Here is a 15,098-nt window from a genome sequence, read left to right on the forward strand (position 1 = left end):
CAGACAACCGGGGTTGGGGCATGAGAGTGGTTGGGGAAAGGGAAAATCTTTGCCCAGGCGGGCGTATTCTTCCGGCGGTACAGGCGTGTAAAATATCTGCTGCATGGCGGTCACTTCCAGCAAATATTCTACCTGTTCCACAGCCGGAAGAAAAGGGGTCAGTCACTGGTTGTCATATTCTGGTGAATAGACGGACTGACTGACCTGAAATACCAGCACAATTTGCGAAGCAGTTGCAGATTATTCTGGTATCGGAAATAGTTGCAGATTGTTCAATCTGCGAAAATGGGCAGGGGTTGGGCTAAATCAAAGTGAGAATTGACAGTAATGCCAGCAGTAGTAATACTAGCAATGTTTGGTAATAACACTTTAGGCCAGGCAAATGTTGCTGATGAGGCTGCAATCAAGTCAACAATAACTAAGTATTTTGCTTCCAAGTACGAATCACTTTCAACATTAACTGAGGTTTCAATTGACAACTTCTTTTTTAGAGAGGACCCGGTTTCAGCCAGGAGTGCACAATTTGAGAAAGATGTACGTCGCATATTAGTAGAGTGGAGAAAATTAAGAGATCTTCCCATAGAGAAATTCAGCCTCAAACCAAATTTTGAGGAAATAAAAATATCTGGAAACAACGCGAAAGTCCGTGTTTTTGATACATGTACTTACCAATATAAAAACCTCCCATTTGAAACAACAGAAAGCACGCTTCATGAAATTACATTAAGAAAAGTTGGCTCATCCTGGAAAATTATTAATGATTTTTATGAAGATTCAATAACACAACTTATCAGGCTTAACAAAGAACAAGGTAAGTCCATTGAAGAGTTATTTTCTATGCTACCGCGATTCAGCAGGAACATAGATACTCTAAAAAATATGAGCTCAAGCACGTTTAGTCTAGAGAAAGAGGATTCGGTTATTCCGCTGGGAACAGGGTGGTACGATCGTACTAGCGCTGCACAACATGCTGATAGATATGCCACCAAAGATACTAGTGACGACGGTTATGGATATGATCCAAACTATATAGACTTCTCCACACAGGGCGGTGACTGCACAAACTATGCTTCACAAAATATCAGAGCAGGTGGAGCAACTTTAAATGACACAACAGGACCCTACACTTGGTATTACCGGAACGCCGGTGGATCAACTGCTGATGATACTTGGTCAGCTTCATGGTGCAATGTCGACCCACTAAAAGAATATATAGTAAACAATACCACTAACGGAACACCGTCTGGCTATATAACAAGCGATATTACCCGCTTAGGTGTTGGAGATATTATTCAGTATAATTTGGATTCAGATAGCGCTTTTGAACATACCGGTTTTATTGCATACTGCTATAAGGATGGTCTCGTATGGTTTTACTTGATAAAAGTGCTAATAAAGATTCTGTATGGCGCAATAAAACCGTAAAAATCCAAGAACCCATAAAAATATATGACGCCACTGACTCATTGTACAGCTACTTGTTTAAATGGTCAGGGCCTTCCGGTTGTTCTCCAACGTCAGCAGCAAATATTATGAAGTACTGGGCTGATCATGGTTTCCCAGAACTAGTCAGAGGATTATCCGATGAACAGTTGTTGTATCAATTGAGGACTGCTATGGGCACTAGAAGTGATGGATCGACACCAGTGAATAATATTTCTCCAGGAATGAGAAATTTTGCTCGAAATCGTGGTGTTAGCAGCGCAGATGCATGGTATCTCAATCCACCCACATGGAATGCGTATAAATCAGGAATTACAAATAATGGGCCAAATGTTATAAGTTTTGTTGGTCAAACTTATTATAGAGATCATTCTGTCACGGGTGTTGGATGGGTTGAATTTTATTATAACGGATCCTGTGAGGGTCATCAGTATATGGAGGTTCACGATCTAACAAAATAATTAGTCTTTACTGAGAGGCTAGGGTGACCTATTGAAAATTAATGCGTTACTTTTTTCTAAGTTATATGGCCTCCCAGTAAAGATTATTTTTTAGGGTTAATTTAATTAATTTTATGCACATGCGGGGAGTGGTTTAAAATGAATAGATATATTTTATTGTTATTATTGATGTTTATTCCTATAATGACTTTTCCCACTATGGTCATTGGGTACAGTCCCGCTAATATAAAAATATACATAAATGAAAAGAAAATAACCTTTGACGAGGATCCTATCGTTGTAAATGGAAGAATTTTGGTGCCGTTGCGAAAAATTGCTGAAATATTTTTTGCATCTATAGATTGGAAGGATCCGCAGGTATTAGTTAAAAAGGGAGATGTGGAAGTAATTTTGACTATAGGCTCTTCTAAAGCATTTATAAATCGTAAAATTGTTTTTTTCGAACAGCCACCAGTTATTGTAAACGGGCGAACTAGGTTTCGCTTCGTTTTATTACTGAAGCGTTAGGAGCAAAAGTCGTATGGGATAGCCGTATGAGAATTGTTAAAATTTCATCTGAAGGATTGGAACTACCGGGTAATGAAAATCTTTATAAAAATAATGTACCACTAATTGGTCCTGTAAGAGGGCCTGATTTTGAAGAAGCGAAAGCATATGTGTTAAGTCATAAACTCTTAAAAGATATTGAAAATATGCAATACACACCAATTCGTTTTTCCGAATTTTTGGATACTTATACAATGATTGCAGGAAAAGATGAGTTTGACCGTAATAAGGCTTTATGGTTGAAAAAAGATAAATATACTGGTCAAGTAGTCGAAGTTGATTCGGTCATGATCGATGAAGGTATTGATGAAGAGAGAGTATATTTTATATTGGAGCAAAAAGGCATTATAAGGGAAATGGTTCAAAAAATATACCTTGCTCCCTATAATGAAGGTAATGTTTGTTGGTATGTTGTTGCTAGGACAAATGACAAAGAATATTATTATTGCTTGGATTTTAAAACAGGGGTTATTGTTATTGAGAATATCAATACGATTTAAAAATATTTTGCTGTAGCGTGGGACGTCACGGACCTCCCCGTCCCGGCGGATCTCCTCGTTTATACCATAGCCGAAGGAAGGCCCTGGTCGATCAGAAAAACCGGTTTCACGAGGTATTTGTGCGCGAGACTGTGTGGGTGTACTGCGCGGATGACTGCCACTAGGTTTTGCTATGAACACTATTACGCAGCATCTTTTAGGTACAGTCGCTAAACCACCCAATAGCCCAACCTCTGGCAAATAACAGAAACTACCAGACTGTTGGGAACAGCTTGCATTTGGATTGTCCAATTACAGGTAACGGTCTCTTCCTGTGGATTGTGGATAAAACGCCCGCCGTGTGCTAAAGCCCCTAAAGGCATCAATTAAACAGTAAAACCTGTAAACAACTTAACGTAAAAGATGGCCTCACGGCGGGCTGCACCTGCATCCCGGCTTTATTCCGGACAGGTGCTGCCCCTCCGCGGGCCATTCACTTATACAGCCCCCGGTTCAGGATGTACGCCTCCACCGGCTCGGGCAAAAGATACTTGATGGGGCGCCCTTCCCGCACCCGGGCCCTGATTTCCGTGGAGGAAATGGCCAGGGCCGGCACCTCCATGGGGATAATGCGCTTCACGTGCTCCGGGTTTATCCCCGCCAGCCGGCGTTTTAAATTTCCCAGGGGATAGCCGGGCCTGGTAGCGGCAACAAACCAGCACATTTCCAGCAGTTCGTTTACGTTTTTCCAGCTCAAAATTTCCAGCACCGCATCCGCACCGGTAATAAAAAAAATTTCCGCCCCCGGGTACAAACCCCGCATTTCCCGCACCGTATCAATGGTATAGGAATAACCGGGCCGATCCACTTCAATGGTGGAAGTGTCAAAGTAAGGGTTGCTGGCCACGGCCAGTTCCGTCATAATCCAGCGGTGGTGCGCATCGGTGATTTTCCGGCCCGTCTTATGGGGGGGACGGCCGGCGGGGATGAAAATAACTTTTTCCAGTTGAAAGGCATGACGGGCTCCCTCGGCAGCCACCAGGTGCCCGTAGTGAATGGGGTCGAAGGTACCGCCCATAATACCCAATCTTTTCCATATCCGCGTCATAAGCCAAAACCTCAGCAACATTTTAATGGCCGGGGCGACAAAAAGCAACCCCTTGTTGACACAATTGGCGGGTGCGTATAGAATTAAAAAGTGTTATTAAGTATGTAATAATTCACATTTTTCAACGGAGTTACCCAGCATTTGCCGCTTTTCAGGAAATATCAAACCAGAGGCAGCACCAAATATATTCACAACTGGAGGGTAGAAAAGATAGTGCTCGATCACCAATTAAGGGTTTTTGTAACCGTCGCGGAAAAGAAAAATTTCTCCCGGGCTGCTGAGGCGCTCAACCTCACCCAGCCAGCCATCAGCCAGCACATCCACTCCCTGGAGGAACACTACCGGGTGCGGCTTTTCGACCGTTCAAATAAAAAGGTGGAACTGACCCAGGCCGGCGCCATCCTTTACTCGTATGCGAAAAAAATTTTAAACCTGCACCAGGAAGCCGAGCGGGCGGTAACCGATCTCATGGAACTGGTTACGGGTAAAATCGCGGTGGCGGCCAGCATGACCATCGGCGAGTACGTGCTCCCCCGGCTGCTGGGTGCTTTCGCCCGGAAGTACCCCGATGTGGAGCTGGCCATGACCATTGGCAACACGGCCATGGTTTTTGAGCAGACCCTGGAGGGGAGCATTGATATTGGCCTGGTGGAAGGACCGGTGGAGCACGCCCACCTGCAGGTGGAGCCCTTCTTAATCGATGAGATGGTGCTCATCGTCTCCCCGGAGCACCCGCTGGCCAGCAAATCCCAGGTCACGGGAGAGGATCTGGAACCCTGCACCGTCATCCTGCGGGAGGAGGGTTCCGGCACCCGTATAGCCGCGGAAAACGCCCTGCGCCAGCTGGAGGTCACGCCGGCCAGGACAATTGTCATGGGCAGTACCCAGGCCATCAAGCAGGCCGTGGAAGCGGGGCTGGGTATCTCTTTCCTTTCCAAGTGGACTATCCGCAAGGAGCTGGCCCTGGGCACCATCAAGCCGGTACGGCTGAAGGACATGAACATAACCAGGGAATTCAAGATCATCCGCAACCGCACCAAATTTCATTCCCGGGCCTGCGACGAATTCGCCCGCTTCATCACCGCGGAAGAAACCATCGCCACCCTGCAGGCCAGGGCCTGACCGCCAGAATTCAAAGGGACAGGCCTTTTATCAAAGCCTGTCCCTTTTATGTGCCCCGGTTTTACAGCAGGAGCGACCTGGAGTGAGCGTTGCCGGGCCAGGCCCGGGCGACGGGATGAGGCGGAGCCGCGGACAGGATGTCCAGAGATATCAACTCCGGATCTGGCCTTCCCCGAAAACAATGTACTTGTATGTGGTGAGCTCCTTTAACCCCATGGGACCGCGGGCATGGAGTTTCTGGGTGGAAATGCCGATCTCGGCACCAAAGCCGTACTGGTAACCGTCGGTAAAGCGGGTGGAAGCATTGACGTACACCGCTGCCGCATCAACTTCCCGCAGGAACCGGCGGGCCCGGGCATAATCCCGGGTGACGATGGCCTCGGAATGCCTGGTGCCGTACCGGTAAATGTGCTCCATGGCCTCTTCCATGGACTCCACCACCCGCACGGCCAGGATCAGGTCCAGGTACTCCGTGGCCCAATCCTCCTCCGTGGCCGGTACCACCCAGGGCACCAGCTCACGGGTCTTTGCGCATCCCCGCACTTCCACTCCAGCCGCTTTTAAATCCTCCAGAAGTCCCGGCAGCAATTCTTCAGCCACCTGCCGGTGCACCAGGAGCGTTTCCATGGCGTTGCATACCCCGGGACGCTGGCATTTGGCGTTGATGACGATGGAACGGGCCATTTCCAGGTCCGCACCTTCGTCCACATAAACGTGGCAGTTGCCCACGCCCGTTTCAATTACCGGCACGGTGGCGTTCTCCACCACCGTCCTGATCAACCCCGCCCCACCCCGGGGGATGAGTACATCCAGCAGGCCGTTCAACTTGAGCATCACATTCACTGCCGCCCGGTCGGTATGCTCAATGAGCTCGATGGCGCCGGCGGGAATACCCGCACCTTCGGCAGCAGCGGCAATAACGGCCACGATGGCGCGGTTGGAGTTGATGGCCTCGGACCCGCCCCGCAGCACCACAGCGTTGCCCGCCTTCAAGCACAGGCCGGCGGCATCCACAGTAACGTTGGGCCGGGCCTCGTAAATCATCCCCACCACTCCCAGGGGAACCCGCATCCGTCCCACCTGCAGGCCGTTGGGCCGCAACCACATGGATTCCACTTCCCCCACCGGATCGGGCAGGGAAGCCACGGCCCGCAAACCTTCAGCCATATCCGCGATCCGCTCGGGAGTCAGCAGCAGGCGGTCAATCAGGGCCCGGGAAAGCCCCTTCTCCCGTCCCGCCCGCACATCAATTTCGTTGGCCTCCAGGATGCGTTCCTGGTTCCTCACCAGGCTGTCGGCCATGGCCAGAAGGGCGCGGTCCTTAACCTCCGTGGAAAGATAGGCCAGGTGCCGGGCTGCCTCCCTGGCCCGGCGGGCTTTTTCCTTTACCTCCCGTTCAATTTGTTCCATCAACCTTCACCCCCAGTATCCCTGCCGCTATGGCATGCATTATATATCCAGCACCAGGTTATTGCGGTGGACCACTTCGTCATAGTCCTTGTGGCCCAGAACCCTGGCAATTTCCCTGGTCTGCAGGCCCTTAATGCGTTCCACTTCCGCGGAGGAATAGTTGACAATGCCGCGGGCTATTTCTTTACCCGTCGGGTCACAGATGCTCACGGTATTGCCCATTTCAAAGGAACCCTCCACCCGGGTGATCCCCGAAGGCAGGAGGCTCTTACCGTTTTCCTTGAGCGCCCGCGCTGCTCCTTCATCCACGTAAATGCGGCCCTGCACGGTGGAACTGTAGGCAATCCAGCATTTTTTCTTTTCCAGACGGCTGCAGGGCCAGAATATCGTACCCAGGGGTTCGCCGGCCACCAACCGCCTGACCACATCTTTTTCGGAAGAACTGGCCAGCACGGTAACAATACCCGCATGCATGGCAATGCGCGCCGCCTGCAGCTTGGTTACAATGCCCCCGGTACCCACCGGAGACCCCGCCCCCCCGGTAAGGGCCTCCAGTTCCGGCGTGATCTCGTGCACTTCCGCGATCAATCTGGCCCCGCTGTCCTTGCGGGGGTCGGCATCGTAAAGGCCCTCTATATCCGAAAGAAGTATCAGCAATTCGGCATCCACCAGGGTGGCCACCAGGGCTGCCAGGTTATCGTTATCCCCCAGCTTAATTTCCTCCACCGCCACCGTATCGTTTTCATTGATCACGGGGATAACCCCCTGGCGCAAAAGGGCATACATGGTGTTGCGGGCATTTAAAAAGCGCTTGCGGTCGCTGAAATCCTCCCGGGTAAGGAGAATCTGACCCACGGGAACGCCGTATTCGCCAAAAAATTTATCATAAAGGTGCATGAGCATGCCCTGTCCCACCGCCGCAGCGGCCTGTTTTTCCGGGAGGGTCCTGGGGCGGCGGGTGTAGCCCAGCCGGTGCAGCCCCATCCCGATGGCCCCCGAAGTAACCAGGAGCACTTCCCTGCCCTGGTTATGTATATCGGCCAGCTGGCGCGCCAGCTGTTCCATCTGCGAAAGGTTGGGCCGGCCGGTAGGGTGGATTATGGAGCTGGAACCTACCTTAACCACAATGCGCCTGATGTGACGAAAGTCCCTTTCCCCGGCCATGAACATCACCACCGGCAACAGTATACCATAAACTGCAGGCCGGTGCCAAAATACTCTTATTTATGGCGCTTATTTTCTCAGGATACTGTGAAACCAAATTTCGCCATAATGCGTCTAAAATATTGGGTCCATATATTTAGACAGGGGAGGTGAATACGCTGGTACGGGCACGGGAAAAACCTCCGTCCCGGTTATCCAGGCAGGATTAACCCAACAAAATTGATAAGAGGTGTTTTTCATGAAACGATTGTTCTCCGGGCTCCTGATGGCCCTGCTGTTCTCCGGGCTGTTTTTCCTTTCCTTCACCAACCCGGCTGCTGCCAGCACGGGCGTAATTACCCTGAAGCTGTCCTCCAGCCAGGCGACGGTTGACGGGGCAGTTTATGATCTCCCGGCAGCACCGGTGGTTAAGGATGGTGTAACGCTTGTGCCCCTGCGTTTCCTGGTGGAAACCCTGGGCATGGAAGTGTCCTGGGACAGCCGGTCCCGGGAGATAACCATAAGCGCGCAGGAAGGCCGGGTACAGCTCAATCCGGGGAGCAAAACGGCAGTGGTTAAAGGAGAGGTGCAGCAGCTGCCCTGTGCACCGGTAATCAGCAACGGCACCACCCTGGTACCCCTGCGTTTCGTTGCTGAAACTCTCAAGTACCAGGTGTACTATGACGCTTTCAACCGGGAAATCAGGCTGGCACCACCCCTCCCACCACCTCCACCGCCCCCACCAAACCGGCCCCCGGTAGCCCGCTTTGAAGTTGAAAAAACCACTGTGGCCCAGGGGGAGACGGTAATTTACCGGGATGAAAGCTATGACCCTGATGGGGACGAGCTGGTGGAAGTAAAGTGGACGGGCAAGCAGCGGGCCTTCTTTAAACCCGGGGAATATACCGTCACCCTGCAGGTCAGGGACAGCCGCGGGGCGTGGAGTGAAATAGCCAGCAAAACCATCACCGTTACCCGGGAAGTGGTTATGGACGAGATTACCTACAACCTGCACAACCCCATCCCGGGAGAACCCCTGGACCTGTCGGGTATTGAAGTGCTGCAGCTGCCGGTGGTGGATCCCGCCACCACCATGAACCGGGAAATGCTGGTAGTCAGCAACAGCCCGGAAATATTCACCCGGGAAGGCATCCTCTATACTGATACCGTGCAGGGAGACACCAGGCTTTACTACCATCACATCAACGGCAGCACCGTCAGCCAGCGCGTCTACCTCCTGGCCACCAACCAGGGCCTGGAAACAGCCGCGGTCACCATTAAAAGGCAGGCCCTTGCCGGCCCCGGGGACCCCATGGCTGCGGGCCGGGCGGCCACCTACCGTTACCTGGCGGCGGATACGGGGCAGGTCCGGACCATATATATCAAACCGGGGGAAACCCGTATTTTAATTGAAGACAGCAGGCCCATTGCCCCGGGCCTGTGCGTGCACGGCATCCTCGACCTTAACACCGACCGGGAGGTGCAATTAACGATACTGGCCCTGGAAAAAGGGGATCCGGTAACCGTATACCGCAACCTGCCCGTCCTGCCTCCCGACGGCATACATATCCGGGGCACGTTCCCCCGGGCCAACCGGTTCCTCTCCGTACACCTTTATGAAAACAAGCCGGCCCGGCTGATCATTGCCGACGGGGATGGTGACTCCTTCCTCTACGGCAGGGACGGGACTACCAACCTGGTGGGGTACAACAAGGGCAATTACGGCGTGTCCTACGAAATAACCATTGAGTCGAAGTACCGCATGGGCGTGTTCTTTTCACCCCGGGGCGGGCCCTTTGCCGGGGCGGCCACCTGGGAAGGTCAGCCCTTCTACCTGCCCAACCGGGGTATGCTGAACCCGCCCAACCAGGGAGCCCTGGTGGGCATCGTCGAACCCGGCCAGCGGAAAACCCTGCGCTTTATGCCCCCGGCGGCGTCCTACCTGCCGATTAACCTGATCTTCGTACCCTTTTAGCCACCACCGCCTGCCCGGGCCGGGCGGGACCGGCTCCCCCACTCCCTGTGCGCTACCCATAAATTTTGAGGCCTCCCCTTTGCCGGGGGAGGCTTTCTTTACTCCATGTAGGTAAACTCAAATCTCCCGATACGTACCGTATCTCCTTCCCGGATGCCCGCCTCCTTTAAAGCTTCTTCCAGGCCCATCCGGGAAATAATCCGCTGCAGCCTTTCCACCGCCTCTTCATTCTCCAGGTCGGTCATGGCCACGTGGCGCTCGATCTCCCGCCCTTCCACCACAAACACCCCATCCCGGCGGGACACGGTAAACCGGGGTTCCTCCACCCTGGTTACGCGCACCCTTTCCTCAACCGCCGGCTCCGGGGCCGGAAGCTGATCCAGCAAGTCAGCCAGGCGGTAAATCAGGGGAGCGATGCCCTCCCCGTTCAGAGCGCTGATAGGAAAGATTTCATACCTGTCACCCAGGGCCCCGCGCAGTCGCTCCAGGTTCTCCGCAGCCCCGGGCAAGTCCATTTTATTGGCCGCCACCAACATGGGGCGCGCCGCCAGGTCCGGGTCGTACAGGGCCAGCTCCCGGTTGACGATCTCAAAATCCTGCAGGGGGTCCCGCCCCTCGCTCCCGGCAATATCCAGGACGTGCACCAGAAGGCGGGTTCGCTGTGTATGACGCAGGAAGTGGTGGCCCAGCCCGGCACCGGCGTGGGCTCCTTCAATGAGGCCGGGTATATCGGCCATGACAAAACTGCGTCCCTCACCTACCCGCACCACGCCCAGGTTGGGCACCAGGGTGGTGAAGGGATAACTGGCGATTTTGGGGCGGGCAGCCGAAACACGGGCGATCAGGGTGGATTTGCCGGCGTTGGGGAAGCCCACCAGCCCCACATCGGCCAGCAGCTTGAGCTCAAGCTCCAGCCAGCGTTCCTCTCCCGGCTCGCCTTTTTCGGCCAGGCGGGGAGCCCTGTTCACCGCAGTGGCGAAACGGGCGTTCCCCCGGCCTCCCCGTCCCCCCCGGGCCACCACCGCTTCCTGCCCCGGGTACACCAGATCGGCAATCACCTCGCCGGTGGCAGCATCCCGCACCACAGTACCCGGCGGAACCCTGAGGATCAGGTCTTCCCCCTGCCTGCCGTGCATGTTTTTTCCCATGCCATGCTGGCCCCGCTCAGCTTTATAATGACGCTGGTAGCGGAAATCCACCAGCGTGCGCAGGCCCGGATCCACCTTCAGAATTACATTTCCACCCCGGCCCCCGTCACCGCCCGCGGGCCCTCCTTCGGGCACATATTTCTCCCGGCGAAAAGCCACACACCCGTTTCCGCCGTCGCCTCCCCGGACGTATATTTTCGCTGTATCATAAAACATACCGCTCACCCTGCATAACTTAATATACCCTTTCCCAACCCGTATAAATGCTTACGGCTCCCGGCGGGGGAAGAAAAGTAAAACCTCAAAAAATTTCCCGTTATCACGCCATATTTCGCCCATCTCCACCCGGCCGTCCTGACCGGACAGAATATCCTTAAGAGGCTGCAGCTCTTCCTCTACCCCCGGAAAACCGCCGGACGGGAAGACCAGCTGGCAGGTATAGCATTCCCCCGACTCCTGCAGGATAATTTCCAGCCTCCGCATCCTGACCTCGGGCGGTGACAGGAAGGATAAAACCCGCTGGAAGGCTGTTTCCAGTGCCCTGCCCACCCGGGCTCCGGAAACAGCACAGCCGCCCAAGTGGCACCGGATATCGTAATCCACCTCAACCTGCAAGCGGTTGCCCCGGGCGAGGGCTGCCAGAAAGGCTGCCGTGGCTTCGGGCATCTGCAAGTGAATCACCCTGCCCAGGCGCTCCAGCTCCCGGGCCACTCCCAGGAGATACTCCCGCGCTTGTTCCCCTTTATTCATCTGGATAAAACCGGAAATTACCTGCAGGTGATTAAGAAAATCGTGCCTCTGCAGGCGGATAAATTCCAGCAAGGACTGCAGTTCCATAAAATAACTTCCTCCAGCCATCAAATTCTAGAGATTAACATTTTCTATACAGAACAGGCAATCCCTGCCGTTCATTGAAAATAGCTAAAAAATAAGGCCAGCCCTGGAGCTGGCCCGGATAGCCGTTTTTTTTAAGCCTGTGCCGCCACCGGTATCACGCTGACCTGCTTTTTATCGCGCCCCTTGCGCTGGAAGGAAACCACGCCGTCCACCAGGGCAAACAGGGTATCGTCGCCGCCCTTGCCCACATTACGCCCCGGGTGAATACGGGTTCCCCGCTGCCGGACCAGGATGCTTCCGGCGGTGACAAACTGGCCGTCCTGGCGCTTTACGCCAAGAAACTTGGGATTGGAATCCCGGCCGTTCCGTGAGCTGCCTACACCTTTTTTATGCGCCATAAAACTCACCTCCTGCTGTAGGACGGTACGGGCAAATTCACCTCAAGCTTCGATTTTTTCCACCACAACTTCGGTAAAAGGCTGCCTGTGGCCTTTTTTGCGGCGGTAATTCTTCTTGGGCTTGTACTTGAAAACAATAATCTTGGGACCCCGGCCGTGGCGCAGGGCCTTTAAAACCACCCTGGCTCCTTCTACCACCGGGTTGCCCACGCGGAGCTCCCCATCCTTTTCCACGGCCAGCACCCGGTCGATTTCCACCACTTCACCGGGCTCCACCGCCAGTTTTTCCACCAGCAGCTTATCACCTTCACGTACCCGGTACTGTTTACCGCCTGTAGCAATGATGGCGTACAAGATTTAAACCTCCCCTTTTCAGGTCTCGCCGAAAGCAGGTAGGGCGCCGGCCCTTTTACCAAAACCCCTTTCGTGCGGTTGCGGCAGCGCGAAAACTGCCTACGGTATAACATTTTAACATAACGGGTGGTTTTGTCAAGCAATACGGGAATTTACGTAAATGTTCAGTAACCCGGCTATGGTGCCGTGTTGTCCACGCTCGCTCCAGCGCTCCGCAAGTCGCTCGCTTTGGACAACAAGGCACAGCGCCGATGGTAGCGGTTGTATTGAACAATTACGGAATTACTTCACCAGGCGGGCCCGGGCATAGGTGCGGTAGACCTTGCTTACTTCCACGGGCACCGTTTCGCCCACCAGGGAACCGGCCCCTTCGATATCCAGGATGAAACCGTCAATGCGGGCAATGCCGTCGTTGGTATTGGAGATATGGGGTTCCTCCACCTTGACCTCCAGCACCTGCCCCGGCTTTACCGGGAGGGTGCAGGCAATATCTTCTTCCTTGTTGTAAAGCGGCCGGATGCTTACCGATTCGATATGCTGCCCCTGGGAACCGCGGATGTAGAGGTTCTTACCCGTTTTCTGCTCCAGTTCCCGCAGGTTGACACCGCCACTGCCGATCAGCCGGGCAGCCACCAGGGGGTGCGCCTCCACCAGAATGGTGTCGGCACTGGTCCGACGGGCCAGCTCAATAATGCGGTTTTTAAAATGAATGCCCACCGTTTCTTCCGAAAGCACCTTGCCCCGCCCGTCGCAGTACGGGCAGGGGCGCTGCAACACCTCGGAAAGGCTGGGGCGGACCTTCTTCCTGGTCATCTCCACCAGCCCCAGCTGGGTAATCCCCAGGATATTGGTTTTTGTCTTATCTTTTTTGATTTCTTCTTCCAGAACTTTTAAAACCTGCCGCCGGTGACCTTCCTGCTGCATGTCGATAAAGTCGATAATGATAATGCCGCCTATATTGCGCAGGCGCAGCTGGCGGGCGATTTCCACCGCCGCATCCAGGTTGGTCCTCAGCACCGTATCTTCCAGGTTGGTGCTGCCCACGTACTTGCCCGTATTAACATCAATCACGGTAAGGGCCTCGGCCTGGTCGATGACCAGGTAGCCGCCGCACTTGAGCCAGACCTTGCGTTTGAGCGCCCGCTCAATTTCCTGTTCAATGCCGTAATCCTGAAAGATGTTTTCCCTTTCCTCCAGGAACACCTTGTATTTCAGCTTTGGCGAAGTGATATCCAGCAGCTCCATGATTTTTTCATACTCGGAGCGGGAGTCCACCGTCAGGCGGTCCACATCCTCGGTAAAAACATCCCGCAGGATGCGCTGGATCAGCTCCAGATCCCGGTGAATGAGGTTGGGCACCGGCCCCCGGCTGGCCCGCTGGAGGATCTTGTGCCAGAGCCGGGTCAGCATATGCACGTCCTGGGCAATATCCTCCTCGCCCACCCCTTCGGCCACCGTGCGGACGATTAATCCCATACCCTCGGGTTTGAAACGGGCAGCCAGCTCCTTTAACCTTTCCCGCTCCCGCTCCTGCTCAATGCGGCGGGAAATGCCGATGTAATCCATGGTGGGCATCAGGACCACGTATCGTCCGGGAAGGGTGACGTGCGTGGTCACCCGCGGCCCCTTGGTACCTATGGGTTCCTTAACAATCTGGACGATTACTTCCTGGCCCTTTTTCAGGACGTCCGCAATGCTGGCCCCCAGCCCGTGGTGAAAACCATTACCCCCCCGGGACGGCAGAGCATCCTCCACGTACAAAAAGGCGTTCCTGTCCAGGCCAATGTCCACAAAGGCCGCCTGCATGCCGGGCAAAACGTTTTCCACCCGGCCGCGAAAGATATTGCCTACCAGGCGCTGCCGGGACGAACGCTCAATGTACATTTCCACCAGCACCCGGTCTTCCAGCACCGCTACCCGGGTTTCTTCTTCGCCCACGTTAATGACAATTTCTTTATACAAAACCAAAACCTTCTTTCAAATTAACCTCCACAGTACAAGCCTGTTCTGCTTACCCCCGGCTGCTCGTCCGCAACCGGAAGCCCGAACCGTTCCGCCAGCACCTGTACCACCTCTTCGGGGCGCACGGTTGCGCGGCTGCCCACGGCAAGGCACATCTCCAGCGTGACCCGATCCCCTTCCACCCGGCCGGACAGGGCGTGGATACCCGGGCGGATATCCAGAGTCTTTTCCTTTTTATCCCCGGAACGACGGGTAATGATGATCTCAGGTAAGGCCAGCAGGCCGTCAATGATTTTCCGCAGGTCCTCCGGGGTGATTGCCCGTACCAGGCGCAGGTCCACCCGGTAGGTAGCTTTCTCCAGGGTGGCCATTAACGCCGGCGCATCCTCGGGAATGGACCAGACCCGGGTAACCTCAAGGCCCCCGGGAAGCTGCTCGTTCAGGCGTCCTTTGATCTCGTCCTCCGGGAGCGCAGTAACCAGCTCCAGGTCCAGGTATTCCCTTTCGCCCTTCACTCCCACCGGCAGGGGCGCCCCCAGGCTGAAACGGGGATGGGGGTTGAACCCCCGGGAAAAGGCCAGGGGCAGGCCGGCCCGGCGCATGGCCCGCTCCAGGGTGCGCACCAGGTCCAGGTGGGAGATGAAGCGGGCCATCCCTTCCTTGCGAAACTCAATCCGGTAACGGGGCAAAATGGCTACCTCCTCCACAGCTT

General features: G+C 54.3%; 15 protein-coding genes. 6 read left to right on the forward strand and 9 right to left on the reverse strand.

Annotated features, from left to right (window positions below):
- Window positions 1-327: 327 nt before the first annotated feature.
- From BR83_RS0102030 to BR83_RS16310, 4 genes are all read left to right on the forward strand, one after another.
- Window positions 328-1,425 (forward strand): amidase domain-containing protein, encoded by a 1,098-nt coding sequence (locus BR83_RS0102030; RefSeq protein ID WP_027355675.1) that lies wholly within the window; start codon window positions 328-330, stop codon window positions 1,423-1,425.
- Window positions 1,368-1,904: a hypothetical protein gene (locus BR83_RS17080; protein WP_157832947.1), complete on the forward strand. Its 537-nt coding sequence runs from the start codon at window positions 1,368-1,370 to the stop codon at window positions 1,902-1,904. Before BR83_RS0102030 ends, BR83_RS17080 begins: the two co-directional genes overlap by 58 nt.
- 138 nt (window positions 1,905-2,042) lie before the next feature.
- Window positions 2,043-2,411 carry a copper amine oxidase N-terminal domain-containing protein gene (locus BR83_RS16305; protein ID WP_051617744.1) on the forward strand — a complete coding sequence of 123 codons (369 nt, stop codon included), beginning with the start codon at window positions 2,043-2,045 and terminating at the stop codon, window positions 2,409-2,411.
- A 26-nt stretch (window positions 2,412-2,437) separates the two neighbouring features.
- Complete coding sequence (locus BR83_RS16310; protein WP_051617746.1) at window positions 2,438-2,950, forward strand: hypothetical protein; 513 nt, start codon at window positions 2,438-2,440, stop codon at window positions 2,948-2,950.
- Window positions 2,951-3,422: 472 nt separating this feature from the next.
- Here BR83_RS16310 and nadD read toward each other — a convergent pair whose 3' ends face one another.
- Window positions 3,423-4,037, reverse strand: a complete 615-nt coding sequence (nadD, locus tag BR83_RS0102040) for a nicotinate-nucleotide adenylyltransferase (protein WP_027355676.1) — start codon at window positions 4,035-4,037, stop codon at window positions 3,423-3,425.
- Window positions 4,038-4,250: 213 nt separating this feature from the next.
- On the opposite strand from nadD, the gene BR83_RS14805 reads away from it, so the two are divergent.
- Window positions 4,251-5,159 (forward strand): selenium metabolism-associated LysR family transcriptional regulator, encoded by a 909-nt coding sequence (locus BR83_RS14805; RefSeq protein ID WP_034634366.1) that lies wholly within the window; start codon window positions 4,251-4,253, stop codon window positions 5,157-5,159.
- Window positions 5,160-5,309: 150 nt separating this feature from the next.
- Here BR83_RS14805 and BR83_RS0102050 read toward each other — a convergent pair whose 3' ends face one another.
- Window positions 5,310-6,569: a glutamate-5-semialdehyde dehydrogenase gene (locus BR83_RS0102050; RefSeq protein ID WP_034634320.1), complete on the reverse strand. Its 1,260-nt coding sequence runs from the start codon at window positions 6,567-6,569 to the stop codon at window positions 5,310-5,312.
- A gap of 39 nt (window positions 6,570-6,608) precedes the next feature.
- Window positions 6,609-7,733: a glutamate 5-kinase gene (gene proB / locus BR83_RS0102055; RefSeq protein WP_027355678.1), complete on the reverse strand. Its 1,125-nt coding sequence runs from the start codon at window positions 7,731-7,733 to the stop codon at window positions 6,609-6,611.
- A 238-nt stretch (window positions 7,734-7,971) separates the two neighbouring features.
- On the opposite strand from proB, the gene BR83_RS0102060 reads away from it, so the two are divergent.
- Window positions 7,972-9,687, forward strand: a complete 1,716-nt coding sequence (locus tag BR83_RS0102060; RefSeq protein ID WP_027355679.1) for a stalk domain-containing protein — start codon at window positions 7,972-7,974, stop codon at window positions 9,685-9,687.
- Window positions 9,688-9,785: 98 nt separating this feature from the next.
- Here the strand turns inward: BR83_RS0102060 and obgE are convergent, their stop codons facing one another.
- The 6 genes from obgE to BR83_RS14815 all read right to left on the reverse strand — a co-directional run bounded on the left by obgE (window position 9,786) and on the right by BR83_RS14815 (window position 15,075).
- Window positions 9,786-11,051 (reverse strand): GTPase ObgE, encoded by a 1,266-nt coding sequence (gene obgE, locus BR83_RS0102065; RefSeq protein ID WP_027355680.1) that lies wholly within the window; start codon window positions 11,049-11,051, stop codon window positions 9,786-9,788.
- A gap of 51 nt (window positions 11,052-11,102) precedes the next feature.
- Window positions 11,103-11,672 carry a Spo0B domain-containing protein gene (locus BR83_RS14810; RefSeq protein WP_051617748.1) on the reverse strand — a complete coding sequence of 190 codons (570 nt, stop codon included), beginning with the start codon at window positions 11,670-11,672 and terminating at the stop codon, window positions 11,103-11,105.
- Window positions 11,673-11,803: 131 nt separating this feature from the next.
- A complete protein-coding gene (gene rpmA / locus BR83_RS0102075; protein ID WP_027355681.1) occupies window positions 11,804-12,070 on the reverse strand; it encodes a 50S ribosomal protein L27 in 267 nt (88 codons plus the stop codon).
- A gap of 42 nt (window positions 12,071-12,112) precedes the next feature.
- A complete protein-coding gene (rplU, locus tag BR83_RS0102080; RefSeq protein ID WP_027355682.1) occupies window positions 12,113-12,424 on the reverse strand; it encodes a 50S ribosomal protein L21 in 312 nt (103 codons plus the stop codon).
- Between the two features lie 282 nt (window positions 12,425-12,706).
- A complete protein-coding gene (locus BR83_RS0102085) occupies window positions 12,707-14,386 on the reverse strand; it encodes an Rne/Rng family ribonuclease (RefSeq protein WP_027355683.1) in 1,680 nt (559 codons plus the stop codon).
- A 20-nt stretch (window positions 14,387-14,406) separates the two neighbouring features.
- Window positions 14,407-15,075: a TIGR03936 family radical SAM-associated protein gene (locus tag BR83_RS14815; RefSeq protein WP_034634322.1), complete on the reverse strand. Its 669-nt coding sequence runs from the start codon at window positions 15,073-15,075 to the stop codon at window positions 14,407-14,409.
- Window positions 15,076-15,098 lie beyond the last annotated feature (23 nt).

Origin of the sequence: Desulfofundulus thermocisternus DSM 10259, assembly GCF_000686645.1 — a bacterium.
In the GTDB taxonomy this organism is placed as follows: Bacteria; Bacillota; Desulfotomaculia; order Desulfotomaculales; family Desulfovirgulaceae; genus Desulfofundulus; species Desulfofundulus australicus.